General features: G+C 42.9%; 14 protein-coding genes. All 14 read left to right on the top strand.

The genetic code is table 11. The features are described from left to right. The first annotated feature begins 89 nt into the window (after positions 1 to 89). The 14 genes from H7F27_RS12075 (at position 90) to H7F27_RS12010 (ending at position 16,809) form a co-directional block, all read left to right on the top strand. Positions 90 to 4,403 carry a PolC-type DNA polymerase III gene (locus H7F27_RS12075; RefSeq protein WP_024121426.1) on the top strand — a complete coding sequence of 1,438 codons (4,314 nt, stop codon included), beginning with the start codon at positions 90 to 92 and terminating at the stop codon, positions 4,401 to 4,403. Positions 4,404 to 4,735: 332 nt separating this feature from the next. Then, a complete protein-coding gene (gene rimP, locus H7F27_RS12070; protein ID WP_024121427.1) occupies positions 4,736 to 5,206 on the top strand; it encodes a ribosome maturation factor RimP in 471 nt (156 codons plus the stop codon). A gap of 33 nt (positions 5,207 to 5,239) precedes the next feature. Then, positions 5,240 to 6,358, top strand: coding sequence for a transcription termination factor NusA (gene nusA, locus H7F27_RS12065; protein ID WP_024121428.1), 1,119 nt, complete (start codon positions 5,240 to 5,242; stop codon positions 6,356 to 6,358). 13 nt (positions 6,359 to 6,371) lie between these two features. Then, the gene (rulR, locus tag H7F27_RS12060) at positions 6,372 to 6,647 is read left to right on the top strand and encodes a glucose-induced regulator RulR (RefSeq protein WP_010334283.1); all 276 of its coding nucleotides are present in this window, start codon (positions 6,372 to 6,374) and stop codon (positions 6,645 to 6,647) included. Between the two features lies 1 nt (position 6,648). Beyond that, a complete protein-coding gene (locus H7F27_RS12055; protein WP_024121429.1) occupies positions 6,649 to 6,951 on the top strand; it encodes a YlxQ family RNA-binding protein in 303 nt (100 codons plus the stop codon). 19 nt (positions 6,952 to 6,970) lie between these two features. Continuing rightward, positions 6,971 to 9,121: a translation initiation factor IF-2 gene (infB, locus tag H7F27_RS12050; protein WP_024121430.1), complete on the top strand. Its 2,151-nt coding sequence runs from the start codon at positions 6,971 to 6,973 to the stop codon at positions 9,119 to 9,121. Further along, positions 9,118 to 9,396 (top strand): DUF503 domain-containing protein, encoded by a 279-nt coding sequence (locus tag H7F27_RS12045; protein WP_003220950.1) that lies wholly within the window; start codon positions 9,118 to 9,120, stop codon positions 9,394 to 9,396. Before infB ends, H7F27_RS12045 begins: the two co-directional genes overlap by 4 nt. Before the next feature lie 16 nt (positions 9,397 to 9,412). Next, on the top strand, positions 9,413 to 9,766 hold the full coding sequence (gene rbfA / locus H7F27_RS12040) for a 30S ribosome-binding factor RbfA (protein ID WP_010334286.1): 354 nt from the start codon (positions 9,413 to 9,415) through the stop codon (positions 9,764 to 9,766). Between the two features lie 84 nt (positions 9,767 to 9,850). Further along, positions 9,851 to 10,780: a tRNA pseudouridine(55) synthase TruB gene (gene truB / locus H7F27_RS12035; RefSeq protein WP_185847968.1), complete on the top strand. Its 930-nt coding sequence runs from the start codon at positions 9,851 to 9,853 to the stop codon at positions 10,778 to 10,780. Between the two features lie 18 nt (positions 10,781 to 10,798). After that, positions 10,799 to 11,749 carry a bifunctional riboflavin kinase/FAD synthetase gene (gene ribF / locus H7F27_RS12030; RefSeq protein WP_185847967.1) on the top strand — a complete coding sequence of 317 codons (951 nt, stop codon included), beginning with the start codon at positions 10,799 to 10,801 and terminating at the stop codon, positions 11,747 to 11,749. A gap of 156 nt (positions 11,750 to 11,905) precedes the next feature. Next, a complete protein-coding gene (gene rpsO, locus H7F27_RS12025) occupies positions 11,906 to 12,175 on the top strand; it encodes a 30S ribosomal protein S15 (RefSeq protein WP_003154182.1) in 270 nt (89 codons plus the stop codon). 173 nt (positions 12,176 to 12,348) lie between these two features. Then, a complete protein-coding gene (gene pnp, locus H7F27_RS12020; protein WP_095713847.1) occupies positions 12,349 to 14,466 on the top strand; it encodes a polyribonucleotide nucleotidyltransferase in 2,118 nt (705 codons plus the stop codon). A gap of 115 nt (positions 14,467 to 14,581) precedes the next feature. Further along, a complete protein-coding gene (locus H7F27_RS12015) occupies positions 14,582 to 15,541 on the top strand; it encodes a polysaccharide deacetylase family protein (protein WP_185847966.1) in 960 nt (319 codons plus the stop codon). A 38-nt stretch (positions 15,542 to 15,579) separates the two neighbouring features. Then, positions 15,580 to 16,809 carry a M16 family metallopeptidase gene (locus tag H7F27_RS12010; RefSeq protein ID WP_024121436.1) on the top strand — a complete coding sequence of 410 codons (1,230 nt, stop codon included), beginning with the start codon at positions 15,580 to 15,582 and terminating at the stop codon, positions 16,807 to 16,809. The last annotated feature ends 72 nt before the right edge of the window (positions 16,810 to 16,881 follow it).

The following is a 16,881-nucleotide window of genomic DNA, read 5'->3' as shown; positions in this document are numbered from 1 at the left end:
AAAAAACATGTTAAAATAGAAATAATAGAAGGTACCTCATTGCCTGAGGTACCTTCACTTATGATGTTTTTAGGGGGGATACTGTCTTAATGGAACAGTTATCAGTAAACAGAAGGCAGTTTCAAATTCTTCTGCAGCAGATTAATATGACAGATGATACCTTCATGACATACTTTGAAGATGGCGAGATTAAAAAGCTGACGATACACAAAGCTTCTAAATCTTGGCATTTTCATTTTAAATTTAAATCTTTGCTGCCTTATCAAATATATGACATGTTAACCATGAGGCTGACGCAATCGTTTGCCCATATTGCAAAAGTGACGTCTTCAATCGAAGTGCATGATGCCGAGGTTGATGAAGGCCTCGTGCAGGATTACTGGACACGCTGCATTGAAGAGCTGCAAGGCATTTCACCGCCGATTATCAGTCTCTTAAGCCAGCAAAAACCAAAGCTGAAGGGCAACAAACTGATTGTCAAAACAAAAACGGATACAGAAGCATCTGCTCTTAAGAACAAATACAGTGCGATGATTCAAGCGGGATACCGTCAATTTGGGTTTCCGGATTTTCAGCTTGATGCTGAAATATTTGTATCTGATCAAGAAGTGCAAAAGTTTCGGGAACAAAAGCTAGCTGAAGATCAAGAACGGGCGATGCAGGCTTTAATTGAAATGGAGAAGAAAGATAAAGAAAGTGATGAAGACCAAGCTCCTTCAGGGCCTCTTGTTATCGGCTATCAAATTAAAGATAACGAGGAAATCAGAACACTTGACAGCATAATGGACGAGGAACGGAGAATTACGGTTCAGGGTTATGTGTTTGATGTGGAAACCAGAGAACTGAAAAGCGGGCGCACGCTGTGCATCTTCAAAATTACTGACTACACAAATAGTATCTTAATTAAAATGTTTGCAAGAGAAAAAGAAGATGCGGCCCTGATGAAGTCTCTGAAAAAAGGCATGTGGGTAAAAGCGCGCGGAAGCATTCAAAACGACACCTTTGTCCGAGATCTGGTCATGATTGCAAACGATGTAAATGAGATAAAAGCAAAAAACCGTGAAGACACGGCGCCTGAAGGAGAAAAAAGGGTAGAATTGCATCTGCATTCCCCAATGAGCCAAATGGATGCTGTAACAGGCATCGGAAAGCTTGTTGAACAGGCGAAAAAATGGGGGCATGAGGCGATCGCTTTGACTGACCATGCTGTCGTTCAATCCTTCCCAGATGCGTATTCTGCTGCCCAAAAACATGGAATTAAAATGATTTACGGAATGGAAGCAAATATCGTGGATGACGGGGTGCCGATTGCTTATAATCCCGCACACCGTTTGCTTGATGAAGAAACATATGTCGTTTTTGACGTCGAAACAACCGGACTTTCCGCTGTGTATGATACGATTATTGAACTGGCGGCTGTAAAAGTGAAAGGCGGGGAGATCATTGATAAATTTGAGTCATTTGCCAACCCGCATCGTCCGCTTTCGGCGACAATCATTGAACTGACAGGCATCACTGATGATATGCTGGTCGACGCACCGGATGTAATAGACGTGATAAGAGATTTCAGAGAATGGATTGGCGATGATATTCTCGTCGCCCATAATGCAAGCTTCGATATGGGATTTTTAAACGTTGCTTTCAAAAAGCTTCTCCAAGTTGAAAAAGCAAAAAATCCTGTCATTGATACACTGGAGCTCGGCCGTTTTCTTTATCCGGAATTTAAGAATCACCGTCTGAACACGCTGTGTAAAAAGTTTAACATTGAACTTACACAGCACCACCGTGCGATCTACGATACCGAGGCAACCGCTTATTTGCTTTTGAAAATGCTGGAGGATGCTGCTGAAAAGGGCATTCAGTATCATGACCAGCTGAATGAAAATATGGGTCAGTCCAACGCTTATCAAAGGTCAAGACCGTATCATGCAACAGTGCTGGCGGTGAACAGCACAGGCTTGAAAAACTTATTTAAGCTCGTTTCACTTTCCCATATTCATTATTTTTACAGAGTGCCGCGTATTCCAAGATCTCAGCTTGAGAAATACAGGGAAGGCCTTCTGATCGGTTCAGCTTGCGACAGAGGAGAGGTTTTTGAAGGCATGATGCAAAAGTCGCCGGAAGAGGTGGAGGATGTTGCGTCATTCTACGATTATCTCGAGGTTCAACCGCCTGAGGTGTACCGCCACTTGCTTGAGCTAGAACTGGTTCGCGATGAAAAATCGCTGAAAGAAATCATTACGAATATCACCAAACTCGGTGAAAAGCTTAATAAACCTGTTGTCGCAACAGGAAATGTTCATTATTTGAATGATGAGGACAAAATTTACAGAAAGATTTTAGTATCCTCTCAGGGCGGCGCGAATCCGCTGAACAGACACGAACTCCCGAAAGTGCATTTCAGAACGACAGATGAAATGCTTGAAGCCTTTTCCTTCTTAGGAGAAGAAAAAGCGAAGGAAATCGTTGTCACCAACACACAAAAGGTTGCGTCTTTAATTGAAGACATCAAGCCGATTAAAGATGATTTATATACGCCGAAAATCGAAGGCGCTGATGAAGAGATCAGGGAAATGAGCTATCAGCGTGCACGAAGCATTTACGGAGAGCAGCTCCCTGAAATCGTTGAAGCGCGTATTGAAAAAGAACTGAAAAGTATCATCGGCCACGGCTTTGCTGTTATTTATTTGATCTCTCATAAACTCGTAAAGAGATCTCTCGATGACGGGTATCTGGTAGGGTCACGGGGATCGGTAGGTTCTTCATTAGTTGCGACACTTACTGAGATCACAGAGGTGAACCCGCTGCCGCCGCACTATATATGTGCTGAATGCCAGCATTCTGAGTTCTTTAATGACGGATCTGTCGGTTCAGGTTTTGACCTGCCTGACAAAATGTGTCCTCATTGCGGAACGCCTTTGAAAAAAGACGGGCACGATATTCCGTTTGAAACGTTCCTGGGATTTAAAGGGGATAAAGTACCTGATATCGATTTGAACTTCTCAGGGGAATATCAGCCGCAGGCCCACAATTATACAAAAGTATTGTTCGGAGAAGACAACGTATATCGTGCGGGAACGATCGGCACGGTTGCAGAAAAAACAGCCTACGGTTACGTAAAAGGCTATGCCGGCGACAATAATCTCCATATGCGCGGCGCCGAAATCGACCGGCTTGTGCAAGGCTGTACAGGTGTAAAACGGACGACCGGACAGCACCCTGGCGGTATTATCGTAGTTCCGGATTATATGGATATTTATGATTTCTCTCCGATTCAGTTTCCGGCAGATGCGACAGGTTCTGAATGGAAAACGACTCATTTTGACTTCCATTCCATTCATGACAACCTGCTGAAGCTTGATATTCTGGGGCACGATGACCCGACGGTAATCCGTATGCTTCAAGATTTAAGCGGAATTGATCCGAAAACGATTCCGACAGATGACCCTGAAGTAATGAAAATCTTCCAAGGAACCGAATCACTCGGTGTCACACAGGAACAGATTGGATGTAAAACGGGCACCCTAGGAATTCCTGAATTCGGAACCCGCTTTGTCCGGCAAATGCTTGAAGACACAAAGCCGACAACGTTTTCTGAGCTCGTTCAGATTTCAGGGCTGTCTCACGGAACAGATGTATGGCTCGGCAATGCGCAAGAGCTCATTCACAATAATATTTGTGAGCTGAGTGAGGTGATCGGCTGCCGTGATGACATTATGGTTTATTTAATCTATCAAGGGCTTGAGCCGTCACTGGCGTTTAAAATTATGGAATTTGTCCGTAAAGGAAAAGGTTTAACGCCTGAATGGGAAGAAGAAATGAAAAATAACAATGTACCAGACTGGTATATCGATTCCTGCAAAAAGATTAAATACATGTTCCCGAAAGCCCACGCCGCGGCTTATGTATTAATGGCGGTCCGTATTGCTTACTTTAAAGTGCATCACGCGCTTCTGTATTATGCGGCTTATTTTACGGTTCGTGCAGACGACTTTGATATTGATACAATGATCAAAGGCTCCACAGCAATCAAAGCTGTAATGGAGGATATCAACTCCAAAGGGCTTGATGCGTCGCCGAAGGAAAAAAACCTTCTCACAGTATTAGAATTAGCGCTGGAAATGTGTGAAAGAGGCTATTCATTCCAAAAAGTCGATTTATACCGCTCCAGCGCAACGGAATTTATTATTGACGGCAACAGCCTGATCCCGCCGTTTAATTCTATTCCTGGATTAGGTACGAACGCCGCTCTAAATATTGTAAAGGCCCGTGAAGAAGGAGAATTTCTCTCAAAAGAAGATTTGCAAAAGAGAGGGAAAGTATCAAAAACGATTTTAGAGTATTTAGATCGTCACGGCTGTTTGGAGTCATTGCCGGATCAAAACCAATTATCGCTGTTTTAGCATATAAAAGCCGAATTTCTTAAGAAATTCGGCTTTTATACATACATGAGCGGCAAAAGTGCAATCGTATGAGTAGAGCCCCTGTGATCAGCTTAACAGCGTAAAGGTAACGTATATCCATTTGCAATAAAAATATGGTTATGGTATAGTTTTATTGGAAATGCTAACGATTACCGAGGCAAAGAGTGGGGAAACCCGCTCTTTTGTATTGAACAAGACAATTTTGTCTCGACATGTTCATCGTTTACTTTAAAGCCCCTGCTCTTTTGAAGCAGGGTTTTTATGCAGAGTGACGAGACGAATATGATATCGACAGCACAAGGAGGAAGAACATGAGCAAAAAAGTGACTGACACCGTTCAAGAAATGGCTCAGCCAATCGTAGACAGCCTTCAGCTCGAACTCGTTGACATTGAATTTGTCAAAGAGGGTCAAAGCTGGTTCCTTCGCGTGTTTATTGATTCCGATGACGGTGTGGATATTGAGGAATGTGCCAAAGTAAGCGAAGCTCTAAGCGAGAAGCTTGATGAGGCAGACCCAATCAGCCAAAATTACTTTCTTGAGGTTTCATCCCCGGGAGCTGAGCGTCCATTAAAGAAAAAAGCCGATTTCGAAAAATCACTTGGGAAAAATGTATACATTAAGACCTATGAGCCGATTGACGGCGTAAAAGTGTTTGAAGGACAGCTGGCTGAATTCGATGGACAAACAGTGACAGTTGAGATGACAATCAAAACAAGAAAGAAACGGATCGATATTCCGTATGAAAAAATAGCTAACGCAAGATTAGCTGTAACATTCTAATGAATACAAGTTTTAAGGGGGGAGACCGTTAACATGAGCAGTGAATTACTAGATGCTCTCACCATTCTTGAAAAAGAAAAAGGCATCAGCAAAGAAATTATCATTGAAGCAATCGAAGCTGCTTTAATTTCTGCTTATAAGCGAAATTTTAATCAGGCGCAGAATGTACGGGTGGATTTGAACCGTGAAACAGGTACAATCCGTGTATTCGCAAGAAAAGATGTCGTTGATGAGGTATACGATCAAAGACTGGAGATCTCAATCGAAGAGGCGCAAAGCATCCACCCGGAATATATGGTAGGCGATGTTGTAGAGATTGAAGTAACGCCTAAGGATTTCGGACGCATTGCGGCCCAAACAGCGAAGCAGGTCGTGACACAGCGTGTGCGCGAAGCTGAACGCGGTGTGATCTATTCTGAGTTTATTGACCGTGAAGAAGACATCATGACTGGTATCGTCCAGCGTCTGGACAATAAATTTATCTATGTGTCTCTAGGCAAAATTGAAGCTTTGCTGCCGGTTAATGAACAAATGCCGAATGAAAGCTATAAGCCTCATGACCGCATTAAGGTGTATATCACAAAAGTAGAAAAAACGACGAAAGGCCCGCAGATTTATGTGTCAAGAACACACCCAGGCCTCTTGAAGCGTTTATTTGAAATCGAAGTGCCGGAAATTTATGATGGAACTGTAGAGCTGAAATCTGTTGCCAGAGAAGCAGGAGACCGTTCGAAAATTTCTGTTCGCACTGATGATCCTGATGTGGATCCGGTGGGCTCTTGCGTCGGTCCTAAAGGCCAGCGTGTACAGGCGATTGTCAATGAATTAAAAGGTGAAAAAATTGACATTGTCAACTGGTCGAATGATCCTGTAGAATTTGTCGCGAATGCGCTCAGCCCTTCGAAAGTGCTGGATGTCATCGTGAATGAAGAAGAAAAAGCGACAACTGTTATTGTTCCTGATTACCAGCTGTCTCTGGCGATTGGCAAAAGAGGGCAAAACGCACGCTTAGCTGCTAAATTGACAGGCTGGAAGATTGATATTAAGAGCGAAACAGACGCAAGAGAGCTTGGAATCTATCCGAGAGAACTTGAAGAAGACGACGAAGAGCCGCTCTTTACGGAGCCTGAAACTGCTGAATCGGATGAATAAGAGGTGACCTTAGGTGAATAAACACAAAAAGATCCCGTTACGCAAGTGTGTAGTGACTGGAGAAATGAAGCCTAAAAAGGAACTAATCCGAGTTGTACGTTCAAAAGAAGGCGAAATCTCAGTAGATCCGACCGGGAAAAAGAACGGGCGGGGTGCTTATTTAACGCTGGATAAAGAGTGCATCTTAGCAGCAAAAAAGAAAAACACTTTGCAAAATCAATTTCAATCACAAATCGATGACCAGATTTTCGAAGAATTGCTGGAACTGGCGGAAAAGGTGAAAAAATAAAATGTCTGGAATGGAATGGTTTCCCTTGCTGGGTCTGGCCAATCGAGCTCGTAAGGTCGTGTCAGGCGAGGACTTGGTTATTAAAGAAATCAGGAATGCGCGTGCGAAGCTTGTCCTGCTTACAGAGGATGCATCATCTAACACAGCAAAGAAAGTAACCGACAAGTGCAATTATTATAAAGTTCCTTATAAAAAAGTCGCGGATCGCGCGATTCTTGGACGCTCTATCGGTAAAGAATCCCGTGTCGTTGTCGCCGTCACTGACCAAGGTTTTGCGAATAAGCTGATCAGCTTGCTCGATTAATATTTTTGGGGGTGAACGAATGGCTAAAATGAGAGTATACGAATATGCAAAAGCGTTAAATGTTTCAAGTAAGGAAATTTTGACCGCACTGAAGAACATGGATTTAGAAGTGAATAATCATATGGCCATGCTTGAAGAAAAGGCCATTAAACAGCTTGATGCCAAATTTAAAAAAGGCGGCGCAGCCGTTAAATCTCAAAAGCCTGCGGAAACGAACAAAAACAAACAGCCGCAAGGGGTAAATCAGCAGTCTGCTGGAAATCAACCAAATAAAATTCGAGACGGAAAGAAGAATGACGTGCAGAATAATCAATTTAACAAAAACAAGAAGAATAACAACAACAAAAAAAATAAACGCAACAATAACAACAACAGAAACCAACATCAGCAAAAGCCTGTGAAGCCGAAAAAAGAGCTTCCTGAAAAAATTACGTTCTCAGGCACTTTAACAGTCGGCGCACTGGCCGAAGAGCTTGGCAAAGAGCCTTCTGAACTCATCAAAAAACTGATGCTTCTTGGTGTTATGGCAACCATTAACCAAGAGCTCGATAAAGACACAATCGAACTGATTGCATCAGAATACGGTGTTGAAACTGAAGAAGTTATTGTCCTTGAAGAAACTGAATTAGAGAAATACGAAGAGCCTGACAAAGAAGAGGATCTTGAAATTCGTCCTCCTGTCGTTACAATCATGGGTCACGTTGACCATGGGAAAACAACGCTTCTTGACAGCATCCGTAAAACAAAGGTTGTTGAAGGAGAAGCTGGCGGAATCACTCAGCATATCGGAGCCTACCAAATCGAAGAAAACGGCAAGAAAATCACTTTCTTGGATACCCCGGGTCACGCTGCATTTACAACAATGCGTGCACGCGGTGCGGAAGTAACCGATATTACGATCCTGGTTGTAGCTGCGGATGACGGTGTAATGCCGCAAACAGTAGAGGCGATCAACCACGCGAAAGCGGCAGAAGTACCGATCATCGTTGCTGTGAACAAAGTTGATAAAGAAGCTGCAAACCCTGACCGTGTGATGCAAGAACTGACAGAATACGGACTTGTGCCTGAAGCTTGGGGCGGAGAAACGATTTTTGTTCCGCTTTCCGCTTTAACTGGAAAAGGCATTGATGAACTCGTTGAAATGATTTTGCTTGTCAGTGAGGTAGAGGAACTGAAAGCGAACCCGAACCGCCAGGCAAAAGGAACTGTTATTGAAGCGGAACTTGATAAAGGCAGAGGGTCAGTTGCGACATTGCTCGTACAGACTGGAACACTGCATGTCGGTGATCCGATTGTAGTCGGCAATACATTTGGCCGTGTCCGTGCAATGGTCAATGATATTGGTCGCCGTGTAAAAACAGCGGGACCGTCTACTCCGGTTGAAATTACCGGTCTAAATGACGTGCCTCAAGCGGGAGATCAATTCCTTGTCTTTAAAGATGAAAAAACAGCTCGTTCTGTTGGAGAAGCCCGTGCTTCCAAACAGCTTGAAGAGCAGCGCAGCGATAAAGCAAAGCTGAGTCTTGACGACTTATTCGAGCAAATTAAACAAGGTGATGTAAAAGACATCAACCTCATCGTAAAAGCTGACGTTCAAGGATCTGCCGAAGCTTTAACAGCCGCACTTCAAAAAATTGAAGTTGAAGGCGTTAAAGTGAAAATCATCCACACAGGCGTTGGTGCAATTACAGAATCTGACATTATTTTAGCATCTGCTTCCAATGCAATTGTTATCGGGTTTAATGTGAGACCGGACGGTAATGCTAAGAGTACGGCTGAAGCTGAAAACGTAGATATTCGTCTTCACCGTATTATTTACAAAGTAATCGACGAGATTGAAGCAGCTATGAAAGGTATGCTTGATCCTGAATATGAAGAAAAAGTAATTGGTCAAGTAGAAGTCCGCCAAACATTTAAAGTGTCTAAAATCGGTACGATTGCCGGAGGATATGTTACTGAAGGAACGATTACACGCGACAGCGGCCTCCGTTTAATTCGTGACGGCGTCGTAATCTTCGAAGGCGAAGTGGACGTTCTGAAACGCTTTAAAGACGATGTGAAAGAAGTTTCACAAGGCTACGAATGTGGTATAACGATTAAGAAATACAATGACATTCGTGAAGGTGACATCCTTGAAGCGTATGTCATGCAAGAAATTGAAAGAACGTGATCGGATTTGCGGAATGTGAATGCATCATTTATGATGCAGGATCGTTAAAAGAAAAGCGCGCCGTTCTGAAGCGGATCTTAACCAGGGTTCAAAATAAGTTCAATGTTTCGATTTCGGAGATTGGCTATCAGGACACATGGCAAAGAACCAGCTTTGGAATTGCCGCTGTTTCTTCCTCTCGCGTTCAGACAGAAAAAGAGTTGCAGCGTGTTCTTGCGTTTATCGACTCTTTTCCTGAAATTGAACGGACGATCACTAGAACAGAGTGGTTTTAACTTAGAGGTGATTGAATTGAGTATGAGAGCAAACCGTGTCGGCGAGCAAATGAAAAAAGAACTCGGTGATATTATCAGCCGAAAGCTGAAGGATCCGAGAATTGGTTTTCTGACAGTAACGGATGTACGTGTATCAGGTGATTTACAAATTGCAAAGGTGTATATTTCCGTTCTCGGAGACGAGAAAAAACGGGAGGAAGCACTGAAAGGGCTTGCTAAGGCGAAAGGGTTTATTCGCTCTGAAATCGGCAGCCGCATCAGACTTCGTAAAACGCCTGAAATTGAATTTGAGTTCGATGAATCAATTGATTACGGAAATCGAATCGAAACATTGATTCACCAATTGAATTCAGAGAACCCGTCTGAATAACAAATGAAGAGGATAGGCGTTCGTCGTCTGTCCTCTTTTCTGCGTTTTGAAGAAAATCTTCACAACAGAAGGAGTGAAAGGCATATGGTTAACGGAGTTCTCCTTTTACATAAACCGGTCGGCATGACATCGCATGATTGTGTCATGAAGATCCGGAAGCTGCTTAAAACAAAAAAAGTCGGACATACGGGAACGCTTGATCCTGAGGTATCAGGTGTGCTTCCGATTTGTGTGGGCCGGGCTACAAAAATTGTCGAATATTTAACTGAGAAGTCTAAAACATATGATGCAGAAATTACGCTTGGTGTTTCAACGACGACAGAGGATCAAACCGGAGAAACTGTTGAAACAAAGCCAGTAGATCAAGCTGTTGATGAAGCAGAAGTAGAAAAGGTTTTAAACAGTTTAAAGGGACAACAAGAACAGATTCCCCCGATGTATTCCGCAGTAAAGGTAAACGGCAAAAAATTATATGAATATGCAAGAGCGGGACTTGAAGTAGAACGGCCAAAACGTCTTATTACCATTGAAGATATTGTGCTCACTACAGGGGTTAAACATAATGGAGAGACAGCGAGTTTCCGGTTTACAGTAACATGTTCAAAAGGAACCTATGTGCGGACATTGGCGGTTATGATTGGTGAAAAGCTCGGATATCCGGCTCATATGTCTCATTTGATCCGTACGGCATCCGGTGACTTTTCTCTTGATGAATGCTTTACGTTTGAAGAGCTGGAAGCTCAAGTCGAGTCCGGAACTGTAGCAGACCATACAGTCTCTATTGAACGTGCGCTCAATCATTTGCCGAAATGGATCATAAGTGATACATTAGCTAAGAAAGTAGAAAATGGGGCTTTGCTTGAAACACCAGAACAATTCTCGGATCTGACAAGTGACGACCGTCTCGCAGTCTATACGGAATCCGGAAGCTGTCTGGCGATTTATTTCCCTCATCCTACAAAACACGGGCTGTTAAAGCCGGCAAAAGTATTGATGCAAAAAAGCGAACAATAGAAAAAAGGTGACCGTTCTGTGAAGACGATACATATTACACATCCGCATCATTTAATAAAAGAGGAGCAGCCAAAGTCTGTGATGGCGTTAGGTTATTTTGACGGCGTACATTTAGGGCATCAAAAGGTAATCGGCACAGCTAAACAGATAGCTGAAGAAAAGGATCTGACATTAGCCGTGATGACCTTTCATCCCCATCCTTCCCATGTGCTGGGCAGGGATCAGGAACCAAAGGATCTGATTACCCCTCTTGAAGATAAAATCAGCCAAATTGAACAATTAGGCACGGAGATACTGTATGTCGTTAAATTCAATGAAGTGTTTGCTTCTCTGACTCCTAAGCAGTTTGTTGATCAGTATATTTTAGGCCTTAATGTACAGCATGCAGTGGCAGGCTTTGATTTTACGTACGGAAAATACGGCAAAGGAACAATGGAAACGATGCCGATTGATTTAGATGGAAAAGCTGATTGCACAATGGTGGAAAAATTGACGGAGCAGGATAAAAAAATCAGCTCCAGCTATATTCGGACTGCACTTCAAAACGGAGACGTTGAACTGGCCAATGTCTTGCTTGGACAGCCCTACTTTATTAAAGGAATTGTCATTCACGGAGATAAAAGAGGGCGGACAATCGGGTTTCCGACGGCCAATATCGGCTTGAATAACAGCTATATTGTCCCGCCGACCGGTGTATATGCCGTCAAGGCGGAAATAAACGGCGAGATTTACAACGGCGTTTGCAATATCGGCTATAAGCCGACGTTTTATGAAAAACGTCCAGAACAGCCTTCAATTGAGGTCAATTTATTTGATTTTGATCAAGAAGTATACGGAGCCGCTATAAAAATTGAATGGTATAAACGTATTCGGAGCGAGCGCAAGTTCAACGGCATTCAAGAATTAACAGAGCAAATTGAGAAAGATAAGCAGGAAGCGATCCGTTATTTCAGCAATTTGCGGAAATAACATGCAGCGCACACAAATTTTATTCTAAAATATTTGCATATAGGCTCGATTTTTAGTATGATAGTTTTCGTAGTCTTAAAACCTTTGCTTGGCAATCCGAAGTCACCGACGGTTGCTAGGTAACTGGGGCTAAATATTATTTGGAGGTGAAACAGGATGGCAATTACTCAAGAGCGTAAAAACCAACTCATCAGCGAGTTTAAAACACACGAATCTGATACTGGATCTCCAGAAGTTCAGATCGCTATCCTAACTGATTCAATTAACAACTTGAACGAGCATTTACGTACTCACAAGAAAGACCACCATTCACGTCGCGGTCTTCTTAAAATGGTAGGTAAGCGTCGTAATCTTCTTACGTATCTGCGTAATAAAGACGTAACTCGTTACCGTGAGTTAATTAACAAACTAGGCTTACGTCGATAATCGTAAAAAGCGGGAGGATTCCCGCTTTTTTATCGTATAAAAGCGAAAAATTTTTATAATCAATCATTGAAATCCTTTTACATACTACTTTGACATTGATATGTTCAATCCATTTCGTTCATAATAGGAGTAATTGATTATTTCACACAACGAAGAGAGGAGTTCGTAATCGTATGGGACAAGAAAAACATGTCTTTACCATAGATTGGGCCGGAAGAACGCTTACTGTTGAAACCGGCCAGCTTGCCAAACAGGCAAATGGTGCTGTTATGGTTCGCTACGGCGATACAGCAGTACTCAGTACAGCAACCGCTTCAAAAGAACCGAAACCGCTTGATTTCTTCCCGCTTACTGTAAACTACGAGGAAAGATTGTATGCGGTAGGTAAAATACCTGGCGGGTTTATTAAAAGAGAAGGACGTCCAAGTGAAAAAGCTGTTTTGGCGAGCCGTTTAATCGACCGTCCGATCCGGCCTTTGTTCGCCGATGGATTCCGTAATGAAGTTCAAGTCATCAGCATCGTTATGAGTGTTGATCAAGACTGCTCTTCAGAAATGGCTGCTATGTTCGGTTCATCGCTTGCACTTTCTGTATCAGACATCCCGTTTGAAGGACCGATTGCAGGGGTAACTGTCGGACGCATTGATAATCAATTTGTTATTAACCCGACGGTTGATCAGCTTGAGAAAAGTGATATCAATCTTGTCGTTGCCGGAACTAAAGATGCAATTAACATGGTGGAAGCAGGGGCAGACGAAGTTCCTGAGGAAACGATGCTAGAAGCGATTATGTTCGGCCATGATGAGATTAAACGCCTGATTGCATTCCAAGAAGAAATTGTTGCAGCTGTCGGCAAAGAAAAATCAGAAATTAAGCTTTATGAAATTGATGAAGAGCTGAGTGAAAAAGTAAAGGCTTTAGCAGAGCAAGATCTGCTGAAAGCAATCCAGGTTCATGAAAAGCATGCCCGCGAAGATGCCATTAATGAAGTAAAAAACACAGTTGTGGCAAAATTCGAGGATGATGAGCATGACGAGGAAACAATCAAACAAGTCAAACAGATTTTGTCCAAGCTTGTCAAAAATGAAGTGCGCCGCCTAATTACTGAAGAGAAAGTAAGACCTGACGGCCGCGGAGTCGATCAAATCCGCCCGCTTTCTTCTGAGGTTGGCCTCTTGCCGAGAACACACGGTTCCGGATTGTTCACAAGAGGACAGACCCAGGCTCTCAGCGTTTGTACGTTAGGTGCTCTCGGAGATGTGCAAATCCTTGATGGTTTAGGTGTCGAAGAATCGAAACGGTTTATGCATCATTACAACTTCCCGCAATTCAGCGTCGGGGAAACTGGACCGATGCGCGGACCGGGACGCCGTGAAATCGGACATGGAGCTCTTGGTGAGCGTGCGCTTGAGCCTGTTATTCCGTCTGAAAAAGACTTCCCTTATACTGTCCGTCTTGTATCTGAAGTGCTTGAATCAAACGGTTCTACTTCTCAGGCAAGTATCTGTGCAAGCACACTTGCGATGATGGATGCCGGTGTACCGATTAAAGCACCAGTCGCAGGTATTGCAATGGGACTTGTCAAATCAGGCGAACATTATACTGTTCTGACTGATATTCAAGGCATGGAAGATGCGCTTGGAGACATGGACTTTAAAGTTGCCGGAACTGCAAAGGGCGTAACGGCGCTGCAAATGGACATTAAAATTGAAGGCCTCTCCAGAGAGATTCTTGAAGAAGCGCTTCAGCAGGCGAAAAAAGGAAGAATGGAAATCCTCAACAGTATGCTTGCTACATTAAGCGAATCAAGAAAAGAGCTTTCTCAATATGCGCCTAAGATTTTAACAATGGCTATTAATCCTGATAAAATCCGCGATGTCATCGGACCTAGCGGAAAACAAATCAATAAAATCATCGAAGAGACCGGTGTTAAAATTGATATCGAGCAGGATGGCACAATCTTTATTTCGTCGACAGTTGAAAGCAGCAACCAAAAAGCGAAGAAAATCATCGAAGACCTCGTCAGAGAGGTTGAAGTCGGCCAGCTTTACTTAGGTAAAGTGAAACGAATTGAAAAGTTCGGCGCTTTCGTTGAAATTTTCAGCGGAAAAGACGGTTTGGTGCACATTTCAGAGCTTGCGCTTGAGCGCGTAGGAAAAGTTGAAGATGTTGTCAAAATCGGAGACGAGATTCTTGTGAAGGTTACTGAAATCGATAAGCAAGGACGGGTCAACTTGTCTCGTAAAGCTGTGCTCCGTGAAGAGAAAGAAAAAGAAGAACAAAAATCTTAAATGAAAACATAAAAGGAGCCTGGGAGACCCGGCTTCTTTATTTTGACGCTTTAAAAAGCAAGCGGGTTCTACCTTGTCCTTCTCCTTCATAATGTGAGGTGAGGGGGGACAGAACATGTACAAAAAATTTGTACCGTTTGCCGTTTTTCTATTTCTTTTTTTTGTTTCATTCGAGATGATGAAAAATCCGCACACACTTGATTATATAGGGGCAATGAAACAAGATACGGTGACCGTCTCGGTGTCCAAAGACCCGCTATATGAAGAATTGCTTCAAAAGGCGCCAGATTATGAAGTAAAGCCTCAGAATGCAAGAATAGACAAGGTGTGGAAAAGCATTCCCGGTTACAATGGTTTAAAGGTCAATATTGAAAAATCATATAAAAAAATGAAAAAGCACGGTGAGTTTCGGGAAAACGATTTAGTGTACAGTCAAGTAAAACCAAGCGTTCATCTTGAGTCTCTTCAGCCAGAGCCTATTTACAAAGGGAATCCGGAAAAACCGATGGTGGCTTTTTTAATTAATGTGGCATGGGGAAACGAATATTTGGAAAGAATGCTCCCTGTCCTTCAAAAGCATAACGTGAAGGCTACGTTTTTTCTGGAAGGCAATTGGGTGAAAAACAATGAACAGCTGGCTAAAAAGATTGCGGAAAAAGGACATGAAATCGGAAATCATTCATACAATCATCCGGATATGAGCAAACTGACTACAGGAAGAATTTCCGAACAGCTCGACAAGACGAATGAGCAAATAGAAAAAACGCTCGGCGTCAAGCCGAAATGGTTCGCTCCGCCAAGCGGGAGTTTCAGGAAAGCGGTTGTTGACATTGCAGCTGAGAAACATATGGGAACAGTGATGTGGACAGTTGATACAATCGACTGGCAAAAACCGGCTCCGTCTGCACTTCAAACCCGGGTGTTAAGCAAGATACATAATGGTGCCATGATTTTAATGCATCCGACCGATCCCACGGCGGAAAGTCTTGAAGCGCTGATTACCAAGATAAAAGATAAAGGATATGCGCTTGGAACAGTCACTGAACTAATGGATGAAACAAGACTGTTGAAGTAACAGGGCAGGCAGCTAGTCTTTGAATAGGAGGAACAAATTTGATTAAACGATATACGTGTCAAAATGGTGTAAGAGTTGTGCTTGAAAATAACCCGACAGTCCGTTCTGTCGCGATCGGCGTTTGGATTGGTACAGGCTCGCGGCACGAAACGCCGGAGATAAATGGGATTTCCCACTTTTTGGAGCATATGTTCTTCAAAGGGACGAGCACAAGATCTGCACGTGAGATAGCAGAATCTTTTGATCGTATTGGCGGTCAGGTCAATGCGTTTACCTCAAAGGAATATACCTGCTATTATGCAAAGGTGCTTGATGAGCATGCGAATTACGCACTTGACGTATTAGCAGATATGTTCTTTCATTCAACTTTTGATGAAAACGAGCTGAAAAAAGAAAAAAATGTAGTTTACGAAGAAATAAAAATGTATGAAGACGCGCCCGATGATATTGTTCATGATTTACTGAGCAAAGCCACGTACGGGAATCATTCTTTAGGCTATCCGATTCTAGGCACAGAAGAAACGCTTGATTCCTTTAACGGCGACTCTCTCAGACAGTACATGCATGATTATTATACGCCGGACCGTGTTGTTATTTCTGTAGCGGGTAATATTTCAGAAAGCTTTATAAAAGATGTAGAAAAATGGTTCGGATCATATGAGGCAAAAGGCAAAGCGACAGGTCTACAGAAGCCCGGATTCCATACAGAAAAACTCACAAGAAAAAAAGAAACAGAACAAGCCCATTTATGTCTGGGATTTAAAGGGCTGGAAGTCGGTCATGAAAAAATTTATGATTTGATCGTCCTTAATAATGTGCTCGGAGGCAGCATGAGCAGCCGTCTGTTCCAAGATGTTCGTGAAGATAAAGGGCTCGCTTATTCTGTTTACAGCTATCACAGCTCATATGAGGACAGCGGCATGCTCACCATTTATGGCGGAACAGGTGCAAATCAGCTTCAGCAGCTGTCAGAAACCATTCAAGAAACCCTTGCAACATTAAAGCGCGACGGCATAACGCCGAAAGAGCTGGAAAACAGTAAGGAGCAAATGAAGGGAAGCTTGATGCTGAGCTTAGAAAGCACGAACAGCAAAATGAGCCGAAATGGTAAAAATGAACTGCTGCTCGGAAAACACAAAACATTAGACGAAATTATTAATGAATTAAATGCTGTAAACTTAGAACGTGTCAACGGTCTTGCCAGACAAATGTTTACGAATGACTATTCTCTGGCTCTTATCAGCCCCTCTGGCAATATGCCGTCATAAATCTGAAATGCCTGCCCTGAAACGGAGCAGGCATTTTTTTATCCTTTTGATCATACATAGTACAAGGGGGTG

The sequence above is a fragment of the Bacillus sp. PAMC26543 genome (genome assembly GCF_014250375.1).
Classification (GTDB): Bacteria; Bacillota; Bacilli; order Bacillales; family Bacillaceae; genus Bacillus; species Bacillus halotolerans.
This window is presented reverse-complemented; position numbering and strand designations above follow the sequence as displayed.